This window comes from Pseudoalteromonas sp. MMG024 (genome assembly GCF_021654175.1).
Lineage (GTDB): Bacteria > Pseudomonadota > Gammaproteobacteria > Enterobacterales > Alteromonadaceae > Pseudoalteromonas.
Map to the genome: position 1 here is coordinate 1 of NZ_JAKFZO010000061.1, position 481 is coordinate 481.

Consider the following 481-nt stretch of genomic DNA (forward strand, 5'->3'; position numbering starts at 1 on the left):
GCGCGAGATAAATCACGAACAGCCTCGTCTTCAGGCTCAGGTACATAAATAGGGGTTAAGTCTTCAGACTTGAGTAATTTAGCGAGCTTAAGCGCATCACGCTTATCGGTTTTTATCTTCTCGCCAGGCTTTTTAGGAATAAGCGAGGGAGCAACCACATAACAGCAATGGTCAAGAGAGGTAATTAAGCGGTAAATCCAGTAACCACAAGGGCCAGCTTCATAAACGAAATGCAGAGTTGCATGAGGATATTTTGACTCAAACTGACGAATGAGCTTCTTTATGGCTAATTTGGCTGAAGATATTCGTCCAAAATGAATGGGGTTTGCACCGCGATTATCTTCAATGTAGGCCACTTCCACAAACTCTTTATGAGTATCTAAGCCAATGAAAAGTATGTTATGTTTAGTCATGCTAGCCTCTGCTGTTTAGTTATTTGACAAACTAATTATGGCTCTGGCTTTAAGCTAACCCACGAAAA

Annotated in this window: 1 protein-coding gene; it reads right to left on the reverse strand. The window is 41.4% G+C overall.

The window, feature by feature from the left end:
* The coding region (locus L1068_RS21860; protein ID WP_237131967.1) for a transposase at positions 1-413 on the reverse strand (413 nt) is incomplete at its 3' end.
* Positions 414-481: the final 68 nt, after the last annotated feature.